This is a genomic window from Nocardia nova (genome assembly GCF_002933465.1).
Taxonomy (GTDB): Bacteria; Actinomycetota; Actinomycetes; order Mycobacteriales; family Mycobacteriaceae; genus Nocardia; species Nocardia nova_B.
On record NZ_PSZE01000024.1, the window covers coordinates 38,961 to 58,354 of the forward strand.

18 protein-coding genes are annotated in these 19,394 nt (G+C 68.6%); 9 read left to right on the forward strand and 9 right to left on the reverse strand.

The window, feature by feature from the left end:
• The first annotated feature begins 46 nt into the window (after positions 1-46).
• Positions 47-2,833 (forward strand): phosphoenolpyruvate carboxylase, encoded by a 2,787-nt coding sequence (gene ppc / locus C5E41_RS24395; RefSeq protein WP_104378092.1) that lies wholly within the window; start codon positions 47-49, stop codon positions 2,831-2,833.
• A gap of 183 nt (positions 2,834-3,016) precedes the next feature.
• On the opposite strand, the gene C5E41_RS24400 is transcribed toward ppc, so the two are convergent.
• From C5E41_RS24400 to C5E41_RS35340, 3 genes are all read right to left on the reverse strand, one after another.
• A complete protein-coding gene (locus C5E41_RS24400) occupies positions 3,017-3,985 on the reverse strand; it encodes a sigma-70 family RNA polymerase sigma factor (RefSeq protein ID WP_030517242.1) in 969 nt (322 codons plus the stop codon).
• Positions 3,986-4,108: 123 nt separating this feature from the next.
• Positions 4,109-5,695 (reverse strand): DUF7782 domain-containing protein, encoded by a 1,587-nt coding sequence (locus tag C5E41_RS24405; protein ID WP_104378093.1) that lies wholly within the window; start codon positions 5,693-5,695, stop codon positions 4,109-4,111.
• A gap of 65 nt (positions 5,696-5,760) precedes the next feature.
• Positions 5,761-6,117, reverse strand: coding sequence for a DUF3099 domain-containing protein (locus C5E41_RS35340; protein ID WP_258081231.1), 357 nt, complete (start codon positions 6,115-6,117; stop codon positions 5,761-5,763).
• Positions 6,118-6,468: 351 nt separating this feature from the next.
• Between C5E41_RS35340 and C5E41_RS24415 the strand changes: the two genes are divergently transcribed.
• A complete protein-coding gene (locus C5E41_RS24415; RefSeq protein ID WP_062962406.1) occupies positions 6,469-6,702 on the forward strand; it encodes a DUF3039 domain-containing protein in 234 nt (77 codons plus the stop codon).
• Between the two features lie 259 nt (positions 6,703-6,961).
• Positions 6,962-7,330 (forward strand): hypothetical protein, encoded by a 369-nt coding sequence (locus C5E41_RS24420; protein WP_104378095.1) that lies wholly within the window; start codon positions 6,962-6,964, stop codon positions 7,328-7,330.
• Positions 7,331-7,530: 200 nt separating this feature from the next.
• Here the strand turns inward: C5E41_RS24420 and C5E41_RS24425 are convergent, their stop codons facing one another.
• Positions 7,531-8,847: a YihY/virulence factor BrkB family protein gene (locus C5E41_RS24425; RefSeq protein WP_104378139.1), complete on the reverse strand. Its 1,317-nt coding sequence runs from the start codon at positions 8,845-8,847 to the stop codon at positions 7,531-7,533.
• Between the two features lie 182 nt (positions 8,848-9,029).
• Here C5E41_RS24425 and C5E41_RS24430 point away from each other — a divergent pair, with 182 nt between their 5' ends.
• Complete coding sequence (locus tag C5E41_RS24430) at positions 9,030-10,751, forward strand: DEAD/DEAH box helicase (protein ID WP_258081223.1); 1,722 nt, start codon at positions 9,030-9,032, stop codon at positions 10,749-10,751.
• A 12-nt stretch (positions 10,752-10,763) separates the two neighbouring features.
• Here C5E41_RS24430 and C5E41_RS24435 read toward each other — a convergent pair whose 3' ends face one another.
• The gene (locus C5E41_RS24435; protein WP_104378096.1) at positions 10,764-11,378 is read right to left on the reverse strand and encodes a TetR/AcrR family transcriptional regulator; all 615 of its coding nucleotides are present in this window, start codon (positions 11,376-11,378) and stop codon (positions 10,764-10,766) included.
• 101 nt (positions 11,379-11,479) lie between these two features.
• Between C5E41_RS24435 and C5E41_RS24440 the strand changes: the two genes are divergently transcribed.
• Positions 11,480-12,217 (forward strand): SDR family oxidoreductase, encoded by a 738-nt coding sequence (locus C5E41_RS24440; protein WP_104378097.1) that lies wholly within the window; start codon positions 11,480-11,482, stop codon positions 12,215-12,217.
• 75 nt (positions 12,218-12,292) lie between these two features.
• Here the strand turns inward: C5E41_RS24440 and C5E41_RS24445 are convergent, their stop codons facing one another.
• Positions 12,293-12,886, reverse strand: coding sequence for an SWIM zinc finger family protein (locus tag C5E41_RS24445; RefSeq protein WP_104378098.1), 594 nt, complete (start codon positions 12,884-12,886; stop codon positions 12,293-12,295).
• A 1-nt stretch (position 12,887) separates the two neighbouring features.
• Positions 12,888-14,576: a DEAD/DEAH box helicase gene (locus C5E41_RS24450; RefSeq protein WP_308706096.1), complete on the reverse strand. Its 1,689-nt coding sequence runs from the start codon at positions 14,574-14,576 to the stop codon at positions 12,888-12,890.
• Positions 14,577-14,725: 149 nt separating this feature from the next.
• On the opposite strand from C5E41_RS24450, the gene C5E41_RS24455 reads away from it, so the two are divergent.
• Positions 14,726-15,496, forward strand: coding sequence for a TetR/AcrR family transcriptional regulator (locus tag C5E41_RS24455; RefSeq protein WP_104378100.1), 771 nt, complete (start codon positions 14,726-14,728; stop codon positions 15,494-15,496).
• Between the two features lie 64 nt (positions 15,497-15,560).
• Here the strand turns inward: C5E41_RS24455 and C5E41_RS24460 are convergent, their stop codons facing one another.
• A complete protein-coding gene (locus C5E41_RS24460) occupies positions 15,561-15,755 on the reverse strand; it encodes a DUF7455 domain-containing protein (protein WP_030517230.1) in 195 nt (64 codons plus the stop codon).
• Between the two features lie 433 nt (positions 15,756-16,188).
• On the opposite strand from C5E41_RS24460, the gene C5E41_RS24465 reads away from it, so the two are divergent.
• The 3 genes from C5E41_RS24465 to C5E41_RS24475 are packed head-to-tail and all read left to right on the forward strand — an operon-like array spanning position 16,189 to position 18,244.
• Positions 16,189-16,563: a DUF952 domain-containing protein gene (locus C5E41_RS24465; RefSeq protein ID WP_104378141.1), complete on the forward strand. Its 375-nt coding sequence runs from the start codon at positions 16,189-16,191 to the stop codon at positions 16,561-16,563.
• Positions 16,564-16,578: 15 nt separating this feature from the next.
• Complete coding sequence (locus tag C5E41_RS24470; protein ID WP_104378101.1) at positions 16,579-17,061, forward strand: cation:proton antiporter regulatory subunit; 483 nt, start codon at positions 16,579-16,581, stop codon at positions 17,059-17,061.
• A gap of 4 nt (positions 17,062-17,065) precedes the next feature.
• Positions 17,066-18,244 (forward strand): cation:proton antiporter, encoded by a 1,179-nt coding sequence (locus tag C5E41_RS24475; RefSeq protein ID WP_104378102.1) that lies wholly within the window; start codon positions 17,066-17,068, stop codon positions 18,242-18,244.
• On the opposite strand, the gene C5E41_RS24480 is transcribed toward C5E41_RS24475, so the two are convergent.
• Positions 18,209-19,069, reverse strand: a complete 861-nt coding sequence (locus tag C5E41_RS24480) for a rhomboid-like protein (protein WP_181063403.1) — start codon at positions 19,067-19,069, stop codon at positions 18,209-18,211. The genes C5E41_RS24475 and C5E41_RS24480 overlap by 36 nt on opposite strands.
• Between the last annotated feature and the right edge of the window lie 325 nt (positions 19,070-19,394).

Sequence of the window (19,394 nt, forward strand, 5' to 3'; positions counted from 1 at the left end):
CCAGCGCCACCGCGGCCGGTCGGGCGGCATGGTCGATACTGGCCGTATGCGCGAAGATCAGATCGAGAGCGCTACGGCGCCCCTGCGGGACGATATTCGGTTTCTCGGCGCGATCCTGGGCGAGACCATCCGCGACCACGAAGGCCCCGAGGTGTTCGACCTCGTCGAACGGGTGCGGGTCGAGGCCTTCCGGGTGCGGCGATCGGAAGTGGAACGCAGCGCGGTCGCGGAGATGCTGCGCGATACCGAGCTGCGGGTGGCGATCCCGCTGATCCGGGCGTTCAGCCATTTCCTGTTGCTGGCCAATCTCGCTGAGGATTTACAGCGCGACCGCCGCCGCGCGGTCCACGTCGCCGCTGGCGAGCCCCCTCAGGAATCCAGCCTGGCCGCGACCTATCAGGCCCTCGACCACGCCCGCGTCGATGGCGCGGTCGCCGCGGACGTCCTCGACGACGCGCTGGTCTCGCCGGTGATCACCGCTCATCCGACCGAGACGCGGCGCCGTACCGTCTTCGACGTCCAGGCCCGCATCACCGAACTGATGCGGCGGCGGGCGCGCTACGGCGAGGACGAACCCGAGTACGCCGCGATCGACCACGACATCCGCCGCCAGATCCTCACCCTGTGGCGCACCGCGCTGATCCGCCTCGCGCGGTTGCGGATCTCCGACGAGATCGAGGTCGGATTGCGCTACTACGACCTCACCCTGCTCGAGGTGATTCCGCGCATCAACGCCGAGGTGCGCGAGGCGCTACGGACGCGGTGGCCCGGATACGATCTGCTCGCCCGGCCGATCCTGCGGCCCGGTTCCTGGATCGGCGGCGACCGCGACGGCAACCCGAACGTGACGGGCGAGGTGGTGGAACGCGCCACCCGCCGGGCCGCTACGGTGATCTTCGGCCACTATCTGAAAGAGCTTGTCGCGCTGGAGAAGTCGCTGTCGCAGTCGATCCGGCTGGTCGCGATCAGCCCGGAAATGTCCCGGCTGGCCGATGCCGCGGATGACGATTCGCCGCAGCGCGCCGACGAACCGTACCGTCGCGCGATCCGCGGCATTCGGCTTCGGGTGGCCGTGACCGCGCAGCGCGCGCTCGGCTCGGCAGCCGAATTCCCCTCGGTGCTCGAACTGTCCGATGAGCAGCTAGCCCGCGTCGCTGCATACGAGGGCCCGGCGCAGCTGCTGGACGAGTTGACCATCATCGACGCCTCCATGCGCGAATCCGGTGACGGCCTGCTGGCCGACGACCGCTTGGCCGCGCTGCGTGGCGCGGTGGAGACGTTCGGGTTCCACCTGCAGGGCTTGGACATGCGCCAGAACTCGGAGGTGCACGAGCAGGTCGTGACCGAACTGCTGGCGTGGTCGGGCGTGCACCCGGATTACGGCAGCCTCTCCGAACCGGAACGTATCGAGCTGCTGGCACATGAATTGAGTACGCGCCGCCCGCTGCTGGGCCCGCACGCCCGGCTCAGCGAACTCGCCACCAAGGAACTCGGTGTGGTTCGCGCGGCCCGCGCCGCGATCGACGCGCTGGGGCCCGATACCGTGCCCAACTACATCATCAGTATGTGCACCTCGGTGAGTGACATGCTCGAGGCGGCGCTGCTGTTGAAAGAGGCGGGAATTCTCGATCCCGGCGACGAACAGACCCCACCCCACTCCCCGGTCGGCGTGGTCCCGCTGTTCGAGACTATCGACGATCTGCGCGGTGGTGCGGCGACTTTGTCCGCGGCACTGGAGGTTCCGGCGTACCGCCGGCTGGTCGCCGCCCGCGCGATGGCGCAGGAGGTGATGCTCGGTTATTCCGACTCCAACAAGGACGGCGGATATCTGGCGGCGAACTGGGCCTTGTACCGCGCCGAACTCGATCTGGTGGAAACCGCGCGCAAGACCGGAATCCGGTTGCGGCTGTTCCACGGCCGGGGCGGGACCGTCGGTCGCGGCGGCGGCCGCAGCTACGACGCGATCCTCGCCCAGCCGGCGGGCGCGGTGCGCGGTTCGCTGCGCCTGACCGAACAGGGGGAGGTGATCTCCACCAAGTACGCCGAATCCGGTTCGGCCCACCGCAATCTGGAATCGCTGGTCGCGGGCACGCTGGAATCGTCGCTGCTGGATGTCGAGGGTTTGGGGTCCGGCGCCGAGGCGGCATACGAAGTCTTCGAGGAGCTCGCGGACGCCGCGCGGGAGGCCTACGCGCGGCTGGTGCATCGGACGCCCGGCTTCGTCGACTATTTCCGGGCCTCCACGCCCATCGCGGAGGTCGCCGACCTCAATCTCGGCAGCCGGCCCGCCTCGCGCAAGCCCACCAACTCGGTGTCGGATCTGCGGGCGATTCCCTGGGTGATGGCGTGGAGCCAGTCGCGGGTGATGCTGCCGGGCTGGTACGGCACCGGCACCGCCATCCAGGAGTGGGCCGGTACGGATTCCGATCGCTGGCAGACCCTGCGGGACCTGTACCGGCGGTGGCCGTTCTTCCGCACCGTGATGTCGAATCTGGCGCAGGTGATGGCCAAGGCGGATATGGATATCGCCGCCAGCTACGCCGAGCTGGTCGACGATGCGACGTTGCGCACCACCATCTTCGGCATGATTCGCGAGGAGTTCGATCGGACCGTGGAGGTGCATGCGGCGATCACCGGCAGCGATCGGTTGCTCTCGGACAATCCGGCGCTGGCCGAGTCCATCCACAACCGGTTCCCGTATCTGGAACCGTTGAACCAGATGCAGGTGGACTTGCTGCGGCGCAGGCGCGCCGGGGACGAATCGGAATTGATCGAGCGCGGCATTCTGCTCACCATGAACGGCCTCGCCACCGCATTGCGCAATTCGGGATAGCCTGCGCGATTCGCAGGAGCGCAACGACTTTCGTGGCGGATCGCGATACAGCACGCCGGCCGACGGATGTGCCCCGGAGGGGGAGGGCACACCGGCGTCGGCCGGCGCAGCGGAGGTGACCACGTTATCCAGTCACCGTGGTGGTGCTGGGCCGGATTCCGGGCGGCCCAGCGTCTGTGTGACCTAGCTGGCGTAGGCGCGCAGGCGGTCCGCACGCTCACCCTTGCGGAGCTTGGCCATGACTTCGCGCTCGATCTGGCGCACTCGCTCACGCGAGAGACCGAACAGTTTGCCGATTTGGTCGAGAGTGCGCGGCTGGCCGTCGTCGAGGCCGAAACGCAGCCGGATGACCTGCTGTTCGCGCTCGTCCAGGGTGGCCAGCACACTGCGCACGTCGCGGTGCATGAGCCCGGCGATGACGGCGCTCTCGGCGGAGGTCGCTTCCGAATCCTCGATGAAGTCGCCCAGCGGGGCTTCCTCGTCGTTGCCGACCGGCATGTCCAGGCTCACCGGGTCGCGGCTGTGGTCGAGCAGATCAGCGATCTTCTCCACCGGAATACCCGACTCGGCCGACAGTTCCTCGTCACTGGCCTCGCGGCCGAGCTGCTGATGCAGTTCCCGCTTGATCCGGGCCAGCTTGTTGACCTGTTCCACCAGATGCACGGGAAGGCGGATGGTGCGGCTCTGATCGGCCATACCGCGGGTGATGGCCTGACGGATCCACCAGGTGGCGTAGGTGGAGAACTTGAAACCCTTGGCGTAGTCGAATTTCTCCATCGCGCGGATCAGACCCAGGTTGCCTTCCTGGATCAGATCCAGCAGCGGCATACCGCGGCCGGTGTAGCGCTTGGCCAGCGATACGACCAGGCGGAGGTTGGCCTCCAGCAGATGCTGACGGGCGGCCTGGCCGTCGCGGACCAGGATCGCAAGATCCCGCTTGCGGGTCGCCGAGAGCCGCTTGCCGGTCTCCAACAGGTGTTGGGCATAGAGGCCCGCCTCGATGCGCTTGGCCAATTCGACCTCGTCGGCGGCCGTGAGCAGCGCGGTCTTACCGATCCCGTTCAGGTACACACGTACCAGGTCGGCTGCGGGGCTCTGGGCGTCGAGGTCCGAATCGATGGCGCGCACTCCAGTGGTGGCGGGGCTTGTCATGACTTGCCTCCTGTCGGTGGTGTCTCACTCCGAACAACGGACCCGACACTGGGAAAGTTCCCCGGCTTGGCACCGATAAACCGTGCTGAGCTGCGGCTTTCACATCCTCCGTCTGAGAAGTTCTTAAGAAGGGAACTCCGAGGACTGCGGGGAGGACGCGGACGCACGTCCGGCGTCGGTCGCGGTCGCGTCGAGTTCTTCCGGTGTGATCAGTCCGTGCCGGACCAGTCCGGTGACCGCCGACAACGCCTCGGCTCGGAATTGCGGTGTGGCGGTATCGCCGGTGTGGCCGATCGCGAGCAATTCGACCAGTTCTTCCAACGGCAGTCCGCCGGGCCGCATTCCCGCGAGCAGCGCCGCCAGAGTGTCGTCGATCTCGTGTTGCCAGCGGGGGCCGTCACCGCGATGCAGCCGGACCACGCGCTGCTGCCAGCCCTCGGCGCCCGGCAGCAGCACGCGTTCGAGCGCGGTGGCGGCGTCGACGGTGAATCGGGCACGCCACGCGACGTCGTTGTCCGCCAGAACCGTCCGCAGCCACGCCGAGCGGTGGAAGTAGGCCGGTGCCTCCGCGCCGAGCGGGTCGTCGAAACCATGGGTGAGATCCTCGGCGAGCACTTCGGTGGGCCCGTCGATCGCGCGCAGATAGACGAAGCCGAAGCCGATACCCTCCACCTCCGCCGCATCGAAGGCGGCCAGCCACTGTTCGGCCCGCTGCTGCGCTTCGGGATCGCGCGGATCGAGGCCGGCGTCGCGCAGCCATGTGCCGACATACAGCGCCGGATCGGCCACATCGCGCTGCACGATCCAGGCGTCGACCCCGTGGTCGGGCAGCCAACTCGCCACCCGGGTCCGCCAGTCCGCACCGCCGGCATGCACCCAGGAGGCAAGCATCGCCGCGATACCGCCCGGATTCAGCAGGCCGGGCGCCTGGGAGACGACCAGTTCGCTGGCGCCGTCCAGGGCCAGGCCCGAATCGCGGTAGGTGTGCTCGATCCGGGCCGGCCCGACCACGAACGGAGGATTGGCCACCACCTGATCGAAGCGGCGCCCGGCCACCGGCTCGAACCACGAGCCCTCGGCGAATTCGATCTCCAGGTCGTTGAGCGCGGCGGTCGCCTCGGCCAGCCATAGCGCCCGGCTGCTGACGTCGGTCCCGGTCACCGTCGTCGCATAGCCCGCGGCGTGCACTGCCTGCACACCGCATCCGGTGCCGAGATCCAGGACCGATCCGACGGGTTCGGTGGGTGTGGCGCGCAGGAGCGACAGCGACGCCTGGCCCACGCCCAGGACGTGGTCGGCGCTGAGCGTGCGGCGCCGCATCGAGTCGTCGAGATCCGACAGCACCCAGCGAGTGCCCGATCCCAGGTCCAGTGGGCGCAGATCCAGGGCGGCGCGGATCGAATCGCCGTCGCGCTCGAGCAGACCGGCGGCGACGGCTCGGTCGAGATCGAGCGGTGCGAAAGCCGCGGCCACCTCCAGTTCGGGCAGGGCGTCACCGAGCAGCAGTAGCCGGATCAGTGTGCCGAGTTCACCGGCGTCGCGCGCGGCCCGGCGTACCGGCACCGGTTCGGAGCGTCCCAGGGCGGTGTGGGCATCGGCGCCGATGGCCTCGAGCACGGTGTCGGCGTCGTAGCGGACCCGGGTCAGCGCGGTGCGCAGCGTGGGTGCGAGAGCGGTGAGCAGGGAGGCGGTGGTCCGGTCGGCAGGCACACGAGAACTCTGCCACCTGGTACGGGGTGCCGTGCTCGCCGGGTCCGGGCGGTCGCTCGCGTCGTTCAGCCGTCGATGGACCGATGCTGTCCCGATTCGAGCGCTTTCGCCGCGCGGCGCTCGTCCCAGCGGCTGGGCTCGTCTTTGCTTCGCGGCGGCCGGTCGTTCGCGATGAGGACGGCGATCCAGGGCAGCGGGATGGAGACACCGATGATGACCAGCGAGATCAGCGCATTGCTCCACAGGCCGTAGGCCACCGCCGCCAGCACCAGGCAGGGAATGCGGAAGGCCATCAGGATCATGTAGCGCTTGACGCGAGCGCGGTGCTGCTGGTCCAGGGAGGGCGCGGCCTCCGTGATCAACACCGGATGCTTGTCCTCACCGGGGAAATAGCCGGTGGAGGCGCGAGTGGGCCGGGGGATCGAGCCGGGCGGCCGGCGCTCGAACGTCGCGCCCGAAGGCCGCGGGTCGTCCGCCGGCGCCGAAACCTCCGGGCCCTCGGCGGTGTTCCCCTCGGCGGTGTTCGCGGAGCCGGCGGGCTCGGCCGCGCGTGCGTCGTGGTGCTCCGAACCGACCCGTCCGGGGCCCGACGTCCGGGACTCGGGTGGTAGGTCGGAGGAGTCGCCGTCACGCTGCATATGTCGAGTCTTCCACTCCGCATGATCGAATGCACACGCGCCTTGCGCTGCGCAAGCACGGCCGGGCCGCGGGTATTCGATGAGGTTGGCGACACCCGCTCACCACCCTCGCGCGGCGATGGCAGAATCGATGAGGTGAGCACCGACACCCTGGTTCGTCCGGATACGACCACCGACGAGACGACCGACAGCGATACTCCCAAATACTTCCACTACGTGAAGAAGGACAAGATCGCCGAAAGCGCCGTCATGGGCACCCATGTGGTGGCGCTGTGCGGCGAGGTGTTCCCGGTGACGCGCTCGGCCAAGCCCGGCTCGCCGGTCTGCCCGGACTGCAAGCGCATCTACGAAATGATGAAGAAGGACTGAGCCGCAGGAAGGATCGAGCCGCAGGAGGGATCGAGGCCAGCGGCGGTTTCCGGCTGTCTCGTTCGTCTGCGTCTGCGTCCGCCCCGCTTGTTTGATCATTGTTCTCCCTGACGAGAACGATGTTTTCCGCGAGGTGGGCAGTGTACGAAAATCGCGACGTCCCGGTGGTTTCGCACCGTCTCCTGCCTCGTGGCGGCTCTCGTGACGGCTGCCGCTTTTCTCGACCGCGACCACCGCCCGCGCCGGCGAGCCGGAGAATGTGGCGGCGCGGCCGTCGCCGGGATGTTCGGCGCGGCATCCCACCGGCACCTCGAATGAGAACTTCGCGGCGGCCGGGAAATCCGGGACCTACATTCTCGACGTCCCCGCCGCCACCGTGCCGCTGCCGCTGGTCGATCTGCACAGCTATCTGGAACCGGCCGCACTCGAGTACGTCGGCACGGGCCGGGGCGCCTTCGGCATGGCGAACGGATTCGCGACGGTCATGCCGCAGCTGGACCAATCCGGTCTGCCGCGATGGGATTTCGCTCTGCACAGCGCCGATATCGCCTACTTGTCCGAAGTGCTGACACATGTCGAAGCCACCCGGTGCGTGGACGAACGCCGCGTCTATGTGACCGCGCTGTGACCGCGCTGTCGATGGGGGGTGGATTCCCCGAACCGCTGGTCGGCCGCACCACGACAGCGATCAGCGCGAACCGGATCCGCTGGGACTTCTTCCGCGACCACCCGTTGCGCGCGCCGGCGAGTAGGCGACGCGCCGAACGGCATCGAGCGAGCGGACCGGCTTACCGACGTCCATCGATGGCTCGATCATCGCCGGTGCGGCTATCCGGCGGGGCGGATCCGGCCCTGATCGCGGACGGACGGTGGGCGGGTGTCGGCGTGGTAGGCGGAACCACCGGCGGGCTCGTCGGACTGCCTGGTCGACGGCGCACCCTCCGAATGTCGCGCGTGCTGGGGGCGCTCCGGGTGTCGGGGGTCTTCCGAGTGCTGGGGGTCTTCAGAGTGCTGGGGGTCTTCAGAGTGCTGGGGGTCTTCCGAGTTCTGGGGATTCTCCGAGTGCTGCGCCTTCGCGGCTCGCGGGTCACCGAGCTCAGTCCACGGCAGATCCGCGGGTGGCTCGGCTTCGCTCCCCGCGGTCTCGTTCTCGTCGCCACGGCCGTCGTGCCGGTGCTTGCGCCGGGCCCACCACTGTTTGAACTGTTCGAACCGGGTCGCGCGGGCCGGCCAGAACTCCTGCACGGTGGCGTTGAATTCCGCGCCCAGGATCACCGCGAAGGCCAGGAAGAACGTGAAGAGCAGGAAGGCGATCGGCGTCGCGAGTGCCCCGTAACTGACGCCGGCGCGCGCCGCGTAGGTCAGGTAGCGGCGCAGGATGTCGCTGGCCGCCATGAAGAAGATGCCGGCCACCAGGGCCCCGCCGAAGAGCCGGTGCCACGGCAGCGACCGATGCAGCGCCAGCTTGTACAACGTGGTCAGGCCGACGATGAGCAGCAGTCCGGCCGCCGGATAGTAGAAGTTGTCGATCAGGCGTAACCCGGGTTCGCGCCAGTTCGGCGGCAGCGCGCGGCCGATCAGGGTCGGGCCCAACGCCACCAGCGGCAGCACGAACACCGCCGCCACCAGGAACAGCAGATACAACCCGAGCGCGAAGATGCGCTGCCAGACCGGATGGCGGGCATCGGCCTGGCCGTGCGCGGCGACGATGGAATCGACGAAGGTCGCCATGGCCGAGGACCCCGCCCACAGCGACAGCACGAACCCCACCGAGACCACCGCCCCGCGGCCGCGCTGCAGCACGTCGCGCACGGTCGGCGCGATCATCTCGTCGACGACGTTGGCGCTGAACAGATTGCGGCTGAAGCTGACGATCTTGCCCTCCACGATGTGGACGGTGTCGGGACCGAACAGGCCGCCGACATAACCGATACTGCCCAGCAGTCCGAGTAGCAGCGGCGCCAGCGAGAGGGTCTGCCAGAACGCGGCGGCGGCGGATTTGGCGAAGATCGAATCCGCCCACGCCTTCTCGGCGACTCGCGTGATCACTCGCCAGATGCGCCGGAGCGCGGCCACGACTCGACCGCGCAGCCGCTGCCGGGATCGCGCTGCGCCGGAGGTCGAGGCCGGTCGGTCGGAACACATCGTCAGTACAGCATTGCCCACCGAGGGCGCGACGGCAGCAACGGGCGGTGAACGTGTCGTCAGTGTTCTGTCGCACAGGCCCGCGGTGATCTGCGAGGTGAGCCGGGCGGCCATCGGATTCCGGGCAGATGAGGTGGTGTCGAATTGGCTAGGTGTCGGTGCCGGTCGCTACTCTCTGTCGAGTGACTTCGGGTGGTGGCGGTTCGTTACGAGCATGGCAGCGCAGAGCACTCACCAGATATCTGACGACCAAACCACGCGACTTCCTGGCCGTGGCCACGCCCGGGGCGGGTAAGACGACGTTCGCGCTGCGGCTGGCGACCGAACTGCTCACCGACCGCACCGTCGACCAGGTCACCGTGGTCGCGCCCACCGAACATCTCAAGCATCAGTGGTCGGCGGCGGCGGCACGGATCGGCATTCAGCTGGATTCGAACTTCTCCAACAGCACCGGAGGCACCTCCGGCGATTTCCACGGCGTCGTGGTCACCTACGCCCAGGTCGCCTCGCACCCGTTCAAGCACCGGGTGCGGACCGAGAATCGCCGGACCCTGGTAATTCTCGACGAGATCCACCACGCCGGTGACGCCAAGAGCTGGGGTGATGCGGTGGCCGAGGCGTTCGGCGACGCCACCCGCCGCCTGGCGCTCACCGGTACCCCCTTCCGCAGTGACGATTCGCAGATTCCGTTCGTCAACTACGAACCGGACGAGTCCGGATTTCCGCGGTCGAGTGCCGACTACACCTACGGCTATTCCGAGGCCCTGGCCGACGGTGTGGTCCGGCCGGTGGTCTTCCTCGCCTACTCCGGTGAGGCGCAGTGGCGCGACAGCGCGGGCGAGGAGTACTCCGCCCGGCTGGGCGAACCGCTGAGCGCCGAACAGACCGCACGCGCCTGGCGCACTGCCCTCGATCCGGCCGGTGACTGGATGTCGAAGGTGCTGACCGCCGCCGACACCCGGCTGCGGCAGCTGCGGGCCACCGGCATACCCGACGCGGGTGGCCTGGTGATCGCGACCGATCAGGAGAAGGCCCGCGATTACGCCGAACTGCTGGAACATATTTCGGGCAGTAAACCGGCGGTGGTCCTCTCCGACGACCCCACCTCCTCCCAGCGGATCGGGGAGTTCAGCAACAACACCGACCCGTGGATGGTCGCCGTGCGCATGGTGTCCGAAGGTGTGGACGTGCCGCGCCTGGCCGTCGGCGTCTACGCCACCAGCGCGTCGACCCCGCTGTATTTCGCCCAGGCCATCGGCCGTTTCGTGCGTGCGCGCCGGACCGGGGAGACCGCGAGCGTCTTTCTGCCGTCGGTGCCGGTGCTGCTCGATCTGGCCGCCCAGCTCGAGGTGCAGCGCGACCACGTCATCGGCAAACCGCATCGGGAGAAGAACGCCCTCGACGACGAGCTGCTGATCGACGCCAACAAGCAGAAGGACGAACCGGGCGAGGAGGAACGCGCCTTCGTCGCGCTGGCGGCCGATGCCGAACTGGATCAGGTGATCTACGACGGCGACTCGTTCGGCACCGCGACGTTCTCCGGTAGCGACGAGGAGGCCGACTACCTCGGCATTCCGGGCCTTCTGGACGCCGATCAGATGCGCGCCCTGCTGCGCGACCGCCAGAGCCGCCAGATCCGCGAACGCAGCGCCGCCGTCTCGGTGGCCGAGGCGCCCGACGCCGGCCCCTCCGCGGCGGCGGCGGCTGAACGCGTCGCGACCGCCGATCGGCTGGGGGAGCTGCGGCGCGAACTCAACTCGCTGGTCGCCATGCATCATCACCGCACCGGTAAGCCGCACGGGGTGATCCACGGCGAGCTCCGGCGCGAGTGCGGCGGGCCGCCGACAGCGCTGGCGACCGCCGATCAGCTGTCTCAGCGCATCGCGGCACTGCGGCGCATGTAGCACGCTGCGGCTTCAGCGCTGTTCTATGCGGGTCGATTCCGGCCATGCCTGCAGTGCCCGGTCGATGGTCCGGCCGAGCCGGTGCAGGTCCACGCCGTCACCGGCTTGCACCGACAGTCCGAACAGCACGGCGGTGTAGAAATCGGCGAGACCGTCGATGTCGGTGTCGGCCGGCAGATCGCCGTCGTGAACGCCGCGCTCTAGTCGCTGCCGCACCGCCTCGGTGGTGTGGCGACGGCGTTCGGCGAGCAGATCGCGGACGGCGCCGTGGCGGGGGCCCGCCGTATTGCCCGCGACCACCACCAAACATCCGCGCGGCGTGGCGGGGTCGCAGTAGGCGGCCGCGTTGTCGCGCAGCATCGCCTCGACGGCCGCGCGAGCGGTCGGCGCGGTCTGCAGCGCACGGGCGGTGTATCCGCCTTCGGTGCGGCCGTAGAGCTCGACGGCTTCACGGAACAATTGCTCCTTGCATCCGAAGGCGGCGTACAGACTGGGGGAATTGATCCCCATCGCGGACGTCAGATCGCTCATCGCGGCGCCTTCGTAGCCGTGTTCCCAGAACACTTCCATGGCGCGCCGCAGCGCGAAGTCGCGATCGAATCCGCGCGGTCGTCCGCGTTCGGCCATCGAATCCTCTTTCTGTGTCGATCACTAAATATATCTCTTGACGCCCGTCTGCCGAACTGCTTGTCTATTTTTATATTGATCAACACAGAATTGGAGTGCAGATGAGCGAGTCGACCGCCGTGGCTCTTGTGACCGGAGGAAGCCGGGGCATCGGCGCCGCGATCGCGCGGCGCCTGGCCGCCGACGGCATGGATGTGGCGCTGACCTACCGCGGCGCGGCCCGGTCGGCCGAGGCGGTGGCCGCCGATATCCGGGCTCTCGGGCGGCGCGCGATCGCGGTGCGAGCCGACAGCGCCGATGCCGCGCAGGTCGCCGCGGCGGTCCATCGCACCGCCGCGGAACTGGGTGGGGTCGACATCCTGGTCAACAACGCGGGCATCTTCCCGGCCAGGCCGTTCACCGACTTCACCGTTGCCGAGATCGACGAGGCGCTGCACATCCACGCCCGCGCCGCTTTCGTCGCGGCACAGGCCGCGTTGGCGTACATGGATCGCGGCGGGCGCATCATCAGCATCGGGTCGAACCTGTCCGAACGCGCGTTGTTCGAGGGGCTGACGCTCTACAACCTGAGCAAATCCGCACTCAACGGATTCACCCGAGCCCTCGCACGGGAACTGGGTCCGCGCGGGATCACGGTCAACCTGGTACAGCCGGGCTCCACGGACACCGATATGAATCCGGCCGCGTCGTCCCAGGCCGAAAACCAGCTACGGCATTCGGCACTCGGCCGGTTCGGCGAGGCCGACGACGTCGCGGGTGTCGTCGCCTTCCTCGCCGGCCCGTCCGGCGCCCGCCTGACCGGTGCGACCCTCACCGTCGACGGCGGCACCAACGCCTGAACTCCCGTCGTGCGGGCCGGACTGTGCGGGTCCGCACGACGGTGCCTGCCCCGAGCCGGACGGCAGCGGCGCCGCCTAACCGGTGGAGGAGCGTCGCCGCACTCGCTCACCCGTCGGCACGCCGGTGAAAAACGTAGCGGGGTCGAGAGAATCGAGCGGTGTCCACCGCGCGGGCGGGGCGTCCGCCGTTCCGCTTTCCGCCGCGCCCCCGGACCGGTAGCCCTGCAGATCCAGTGACAGCCAAGGGTTCTCGTCCACAGCTCGGGCGAGGGCATAGCAGCTGGCCAGCAGGTGCAGGCAGCGTGGGTTGCGGGCCGAACACGAGCAGTCGGTCGCACCGAGTCGCGGTATCGGGGCCAGGCCGGCGGCGGTGAGGGCGGCGTGCACCTCATCGGTGAGCTGGACCAGCTGCGCGGGGATGTGCGCGGCCATGGCGCTCACTACGGACGCCGGCAGCGGTGCGATCTCCAGCAGCGTCACCGATGCCTGCCCGCCACGATGGATGTGCGCAGCGACCGTGGTGCCGTCGATCTTCAGGTGCACGCCGCCGTTGCGGGCGATACTGCGTGCACGGGGCAGCAGCGGCTCGGGGCGTGCCGTCCGGATCGGCTCCGCCAGCCGCACCCACCCCATACCCCATGGCGTGTAACCGAATTCGCTGTCGGGCATGTCAATTACCTCGCTTCCGGCGCAATACGGCCAAGAGGTGGTCGTCGTCCAACCGGGCCAGCCCGGCCACCGCCGAACGTCCGTCGCCGGCGCCGAGTCCGGCCAGCGCGGATTTGCGATCGTGCATGCCGGCGATATGTTCCTCGACGGTGGTAGCGCTGGTCAGTGTGGTGATCGTGACCGGGCGGGTCTGCCCGATGCGGTGTGCGCGGTCCGACGCCTGCGCTTCGACCGCGGGATTCCACCAGCGGTCGTAGTGCACCACGTCCGCGCCGCGGGTCAGGGTCAGGCCGGTTCCGGCGGCTCGCAGGCTCAATATCAGGATCGGCGGGCCGTGAGCGCTCTGGAAAGCGGTGACGATCGCACCGCGTTCGCCCTGCGACAGACCGCCGTGGAATACCGGCGCCTCGACTCCGAACCGCTCGGCGCAGTGGCGTGCCAGTAACTCCCCGGTGCGCCGATACTGGGTGAAAACCAATGTCGGGCAGTCCAGTTCGAGGTTGTTGGCGAGGATATCGGAGCAGACGTCGAATTTTCCGCTACGCCCACTGAGTTCGTCGAGATCGCCGGTGACCAGCCCGGGATGGTTGCACACCTGCTTCAGGGCGGTCAGCGCGGCCAGGACGCGCGCGTTGCGTTCGGCGCCCACACCGAATCCGTCGGCCTCGGCGCGGTCGAGCAGTTCGTCGTAGAGGCGCTGTTGTTCCGCGGTCAGATCGCAGACCAGGTCGGTGTGGATCTTCGGCGGCAAGGTCGCGGCCACCTGAATCTTGCGGCGGGCCAGCACGATCGGCTCGATGGTGTCGTGCAGTCGCTGCACGGCGGCGGTGGAACCCTCCTCGATGGGACGGACGAAGCGCCGCCGGAACTGCGCCTTGTGTGTGAACGCCGCGGGCGTGACCAGATTGAGCAGTGCCCAGAGTTCGTCGAGATGGTTCTCCACGGGCGTGCCGGTCAAGGCGACCCGCGCTCGCGCGGACACGGCGCGCGCCGCTCGTGAGACCTGTGTGCGGGGATTCTTCAGCACTTGCGCCTCGTCGAATATCGCGGTGGCCCAGTCGATATCGGTCAGTGCCGGCCCGTGGCCGCGCAGCGTCGGATATCCGATGACGAGCACCGCATCGGGCCCGGGCTCGCCGAGTTCGCCGCCGCGCCAGGCGAGCGGGCGCAGTCCGGGCGCGAAGCGGGTGATCTCGTGTATCCAGTTGCCGACCAGCGAGGTCGGACAGACCACCACTTGCGGGCCGGATGCGGCGCGTCCGAGAAGAAAGCCGATGGCCTGCACGGTCTTTCCCAGTCCCATCTCGTCGGCGAGCACCGCGCCGCCGTAGTCGGCGGTCGTGCGGTGCAGCCAGGAGATCCCGCGCGCCTGATAGGGCCGCAACCGCGTGTGCAGCGGTTCGCGCAACGCCCGCACGATGCCCTCGGTCTCACGGTAGGCCCGCACCGCTCGGTCGGCGGAGATGATCGCGGTGGCCGCGGCATTGGGTACGGCGTGGGCGGCGGCGGGCAACAGCTCCGGCCCGCCTGCCTCTCGTGCGACGCGCTGCCAGGCCGACAGTGAGGAACCGGCGCGGCCCACCTCGACCCCGCCGAGTCGGTCGCCGTCGACCACGGTGCAGGCCACCTCGCTCACCCCGATAGCGGTGCCGCCGGGATCCGGGAGGGCGAGCCGGACGGTATCGCGCACACCGGGTGGCGGGGCTTCGGTGGCCGCGCCGTCCCAGTTCCACAGGGCGAACGCATGGCGGTCGGGCAGATAGGTCGCGTGTGTCGTGTGCAGAGGACCCTCGCTTATCTACGTATGCCGTACGGAGTATTATAACCCCGTACGGTGTAATGGATTCCCCGAGGAGCGTTGTGGCCCAGAAATCAGCCTCCGACCGGGCGCGACAGGTGATCGCCCTGCTGTGGCGCCGCGAACTTCCGGCCCGCCCGGGCGTGCGCGGGCCGAAGCAGACGGTCGAGGTGGACGAGGTGATTCGCACCGCGGTCCGGATCGCCGACCGCGACGGTTACTGCGCGGTCTCCGTCCGGGCGGTGGCGGCGGCGCTCGGGCTGCGGCCGATGAGTCTTTACACCTACGTCCCGGACAAGCAGGCGCTGATCATCGCGATGGTCGACTGGGTGGCCGGCGAGGACGTGCCGCTCGACCCGGCCGCACCCCTGCGTGAGCGTCTGGCGGCCATTGCTCGCGGTGTGCGCGCGGAACTGCTCACCCATCCGTGGCTACTGGAGGTACCGCCGTGGCGGCTGGATCTGGGTCCGGGGCGGCTGCGACGCTACGAACGGCAGCTGGGGGCGCTGGAAGGTTCGGGGCTGTCCGATATCGACATGGATCGGACCATTGCTGTGCTGTCGGACTTCGCCACCGGCAATGCTCGCACGGCGGTCGCGGCCCGGCGCGGCGCCGAGGAGATGAGCGATGCGCGGTGGTGGGAGGCGCACGGGCCGGTTCTCACCGAGGCCATGACGGGGCAGTGGTTTCCGCTGGCGGAGCGGGTGGGCAGCGCGGTGGGGGAGCAGTATCAGGCCCCCGGGGATCCCGAGGGTGCCTTCGAGTACGGACTGGCCCGCCTGCTGGACGGGCTGGCACCCCAGCGCCTGTGATCTGAGACACGAAAAGGGCGGCCCGGAGGCCGCCCTTGGCTGACAGGGGACGTGAGGAGCCGGCCTACAGTGCCGGTGCCGACTCGGTATCGATGACTGCCTCCAGTTCGCGCAGACGCTCCATGTGCTCGTTCGCGTGGTGCTGGCAGAAGAGCAACTCGCCACCGGCGGGAAGTGTCGCGCGCACGCGCGCGGCCGCGCCGCAGCGGTCGCAACGATCGACCGCAGTCAGTGGGGTGCTTGTCAGTGTTCCTGGCATGACTCCTCCGTCCTGGCTCCCGGCGCAGAAAGCCGTTCACCTGGTGTGGGGCCCGCGGTCCCTTCCGCGGGCTCGCTACCGCTACTTCCCAGCAGTGGCTGATGACTACTCTGTCAGACGTTCGGGACGGGGGCTTTGTTCCCGAAGATGTTTGTATGTGTTTTCCCTAACATGACCAGGTATTTCGCTGTGGGCGAACACCATGGCCATCCTTGGGAACCTCGGTTCACCACCTGTGGTTCAACACTTCGGAAAAAGGCCGATCCAGTTGTCTGCTCGCAGATTACCCGCGCCCACCGACAATCAACCGCTCAATCAACCGTCCGCTTCGTTCTGTTCGGCGGGTCGCGCGCGCCACGCTGGGTATGGTGCAGCCGTGACTGCCGACAATGTTGCCCCCGCCGCCGCGAATACCGAAAACACCAACGGGCGCATGCTGGTTCATCTCTGTACGCCCGCGGAATGGGAGCAGGCGCAGCGAATCGGCGAACGTGTGGCACCCTCGCTGGAGACCGAGGGGTTCCTTCATCTGTCCGCGCCGCACCAGGTGCATCTGCCGGCGAACCGGTTGTTCGCCGGGCGCGACGATATGCTGCTGCTCTGGATCGACCTCACCCGCCTGAGCGCGCCGCTGCGCTGGGAGCCGGGTGTGGCCGACGATCCGGGTTCGATGCGCTTTCCGCACCTCTACGGCCCACTCCCCGTCACGGCGGTGGTGCGCACCAGTTATTATCTCCCTGATGAAAAAGGGACATTTCCGGCACTTACAGCCGATCCGGATCAGTGGCCGGCCTCTCGAAGTGCTTGATCTAGGCTGGATTTCGTGAACGTCGATGTGACACAGCTGCCCGGGATTGGCGTCCGCAAGGACTTCGAGGCGCGGTCCGGACGCCGGATCGGAGTTGTCGCGCGTCGGGACGGTGGTATCGACCTCATCGTCGCCAAACACGAGGATCCCGACGACTGCGCCGCCCAGGTGCCGCTGACCGTCGACGAGGCGGCCGTACTCGCCAATCTGCTGGGCGCACCGCAGTTGGTGGAGAAGCTCAAGGACGATCATCGCGATCTGCCGGGCATCACGACCCGCCAGCTCCCGATCGGTGACGAATCCCCGTATTCGGGGCGTGCGCTCGGCGACACCCGCATGCGCACCCGCACCAAGGCGTCGATCGTCGCCGTGATGCGGGCCGGGCAGATTTATCCCTCGCCCGGTCCGGACTTCGTGCTCGTCGCGGGCGACCTGCTGGTCGTGGTCGGAACCCCGCAGGGCCTCGACGAGGCGCTCGAGATTCTGACCGGCGGGTGAGCCGGTGGAGTCGACCGCACTAGCCCTGTTCGAGCTCGGAGCGGTCCTGTTCGCCCTCGGTGTCCTGGGGCGCGTCGCAGGGCGTTTCGGCATGTCCCCGATCCCGCTCTACCTCCTCGGCGGCCTGGCCTTCGGCGACGGCGGTGTGCTCACCGTCAAGGCTGCCTCCGAATTCGGCCATCTCGCAGGCGAAATCGGCGTCGTGCTGCTGCTGTTGCTGCTGGGCCTGGAATACACCGCGCCGGAACTGATGTCGGGCATGCGCAAGTCCTGGCTCGCGGGTCTGCTCGACATCGTGCTGAACGCCACGCCCGGGGCAGTGGTGGCGCTGCTGCTCGGCTGGGGACCGACCGGCGCTATCACACTCGCCGGCGTCACCTACATCTCGTCCTCCGGCATCGCGGCGAAGGTGCTCAACGATCTCGGACGGCTCGGTAACCGGGAGACGCCGGTTGTCCTGTCGGTTCTGGTGTTCGAGGATCTGGCGATGGCGATCTACCTGCCGATCCTGACCACCATCCTTGCCGGGGTCGGTTGGCTGGCTGGATTGCGCTCGCTGGCGATCGCCCTGCTCGTGATCACGGTGGTGCTCGTCATCGCGCTGCGCTACGGGCGCTTCGTGTCCTCGATCGTGGACAGCAAGGATCGCGAGGTGTTTTTGCTGCAGTTGCTGGGGGCGGCGCTGCTGGTGGCGGGCGTCGCCTCGGCGCTGAACGTTTCGGCCGCGGTCGGCGCGTTCTTGCTGGGCATCGCGATCTCCGGATCCACCGCCCAGAGCGCCGCGAAACTGCTGGAACCCCTGCGGGATCTGTTCGCCGCCATCTTCTTCGTCGCCTTCGGCCTCAGCACCGATCCGGGGAAAATCCCCCAGGTCCTGGGCTGGGCGGTGCTGCTGGCCGTGATCACCACCCTGACCAAGATCGCCACCGGCTGGTACGCGGCCAAGCGGCAGGGTATCGGCCGTCTCGGCCGGGCGCGCGCCGGTGCGGCGTTGGTGGCACGCGGTGAATTCTCGATCGTCATTGCGGGACTTGCCGTTTCGGTGGGTGCGGTACCGGGCAAGCTGGCGGCGCTGGCCTCGGCCTACGTCTTGCTGATGGCGATCCTCGGACCGGTCGCGGCGCGTGTGGTCGAACCCGTGGTGCGCTCAATGCAGCGTCGGCTCGCTCCGGCCGTCGGCTGAGGGCTCGTTCTCGCGCACCAGGGCTGCCGCGGGATGGTCGATCGGCCGGGGTGCGGTATCGCCCGGTGCGCGGCGGGTGTCGGCGGGGCGCTGGTCGCGGATCCGCTCGAGCCGTCGCGACAACGCCACCGCGATCGCGGCGACCACGAAGCCGATGACCAGTGCAGTCAGGTGGCCGTAATCGGTGAACGTGCGCCCGTGCCAGGCGGCGAAGCCGAACCAGGCCAGCAACCCCAGCGGCCACACGGCACGGGGTGTGCCGCGCAGATGGAAGCTCAGCGCGGCCAGCACCGCGGTGAAGCCGTAGGAGGCCCCCACGTCGGAGGCCACCGCGATGCGCAGCGGAATCAGCTCGTGGCGCACCGCGAAGGCGATGCCGGTGACCACGATCATCGAGGCGCCGACGTGGCCGCAGGCGAAGACCATGATCCAGCGCAACGTCCCCAGCCAGCGCTCGGCGAAGGCCATCACCGTCAGGAATCCGATGATGATCACCCACGGAAATCCGCCGTCGGTCCAGAACGCCGAAGCGACCAGCACCTGCACCGGCTCGCGGCGCATATTGTGCAGATTCGTCGAGGCCGACAGGATCAGGCGGTGCCCGGCGATATCGCTGATCCCGCGTAGCGTCCACCAGGTGACGAACAGTGTGAACGCGTAGGCGCAGGAGGCGGGCGCACTGGCCAGATGATCGTGGACCGACTTCCCGGTCCGGTAGATCCGATCCGGGCCGCGCCACCAGTCCAGCAGTTGCCGCCGCCCGGTGTCGAGGTCGAGAGTCCGGGTCCACGGGGACTGGTAGTGATTCAAAGCGGAAGACGCCACGTATGCCAGTGTCGCCCGCGCCGAGCCGGTCCGCCCACCGACCCGCGCAATCCGGTGTCACAGGTTCGCCTCGCGGCGGTTCCCACGGGTGAGCTGTGCGGTCACCGCAGTGCGCGGGCGCTGCCGGCCGGCGGCAGCTACCGGCGGTGCCGGAGCGTCTCCTCGGCGGCGTCCTCCTCGCCAGCGAACGACCCCGTCGCCGGGGATTCGGACTCCGCGCTGCTGGGCCGGTATCGGCTCGCGCGCTGCCCACGGATACGCGACAGATCCGGTTCGTGGGTATCGGTGATGCCGACCTGCAGGAACAGCTGGTCCCGACCGCCGC